Genomic DNA, 1,435 nt, shown 5'->3' with positions numbered 1-1,435 from the left:
GCCCCCCCGCCACTCGATCGACAGGTGATGCCGAGAGACCAGCGGGTGGTTCACGACGACGTCGTTGTCGGGGGTACGGCCGATACGAACCCGTGGCGAATCGCCCAGTCGGTGCGTGATCCCGGCGACCGTCAGCCGGCCGGGGATCATCGAGACGCTGCTGTTCATCACCGACAGACTCTAATGCGTCCGAGGCCACCCGTCCCCGCCTCGTCGTGTGCATGACGGACAAATCGGGGGTGTCGGCGAAAGGTGCCGACGAGACAGGTGGGGGTCGGACAAGAGCTGCCCACTCCCGAATCGGGAGTGGGCAGCGCCGAGCCGGTCCCGGACCGGTGTCGACCTAGAGGTACTGGCCGGTGTTGGTCTCGGTGTCGATGGCGCGGCTCGCGCCCGAACTCTTGCCGGTGACCAGCGTGCGGATGTAGACGATCCGCTCGCCCTTCTTGCCCGAGATCCGGGCCCAGTCGTCGGGGTTCGTGGTGTTGGGCAGATCCTCGTTCTCGGCGAACTCGTCGAGGATCGAGTCGAACAGGTGCTGCACCCGCAGACCCGGTGCGCCGGTGTCCAATTGCGACTTGATGGCGTACTTCTTGGCCCGGTCGACGACGTTCTGGATCATCGCACCGGAGTTGAAGTCCTTGAAGTACATGACCTCTTTGTCGCCGTTGGCGTAGGTCACCTCCAGGAAGCGGTTCTCATCACTCTCGGCATACATGCGCTCGACGACCTTCTCGATCATCGCGTTGACGCATGCGGTCCGGTCGCCTCCGAACTCACCGAGGTCGTCGGCGTGCACCGGTAGTGACTCGGTGAGGTACTTGGAGAAGATGTCGATCGCCGACTCGGCGTCGGGACGTTCGATCTTGATCTTCACGTCGAGTCGTCCCGGCCGCAGGATGGCGGGATCGATCATGTCCTCACGGTTGGAGGCACCGATGACGATCACGTTCTCGAGGCCTTCGACACCGTCGATCTCGCTGAGGAGCTGCGGGACCACGGTGGTCTCCACGTCCGAGGAGACACCGGAGCCACGTGTCCGGAAGATCGAATCCATCTCGTCGAAGAACACGATGACCGGGGTCCCCTCCGACGCCTTCTCCCTGGCCCGCTGGAAGATCAGGCGGATGTGTCGCTCGGTCTCGCCGACGAACTTGTTGAGTAGTTCGGGGCCCTTGATGTTGAGGAAGTAGGACTTGGCTTCCTTGGCGTCGTCGCCGCGCACCTGGGCGATCTTCTTGGCGAGCGAATTGGCCACCGCCTTGGCGATCAGCGTCTTACCGCAGCCGGGAGGACCGTAGAGCAGCACACCCTTGGGCGGACGCAGCGCGTAGTCGCGGAAGAGATCCTTGTGCAGGAACGGCAGCTCGACGGGGTCGCGGATCTGCTCGATCTGCCGACCGAGGCCACCGATGTCCTCGTAGCCGACGTCGGG

At 64.0% G+C, this 1,435-nt stretch carries 2 protein-coding genes; both read right to left on the bottom strand.

Going from position 1 to position 1,435, the window contains the following annotated elements:
• Window positions 1-150 (bottom strand): FHA domain-containing protein (locus B1964_RS10415; RefSeq protein WP_253193950.1); only part of this gene is annotated, 150 nt, incomplete at its 3' end.
• Between the two features lie 193 nt (window positions 151-343).
• Window positions 344-1,435 (bottom strand): proteasome ATPase (gene arc / locus B1964_RS10410; RefSeq protein WP_079929710.1); only part of this gene is annotated, 1,092 nt, incomplete at its 5' end.

It is taken from the genome of Gordonia sp. i37, from assembly GCF_002043085.1.
Taxonomy (GTDB): Bacteria; Actinomycetota; Actinomycetes; order Mycobacteriales; family Mycobacteriaceae; genus Gordonia; species Gordonia polyisoprenivorans.
This window is presented reverse-complemented; position numbering and strand designations above follow the sequence as displayed.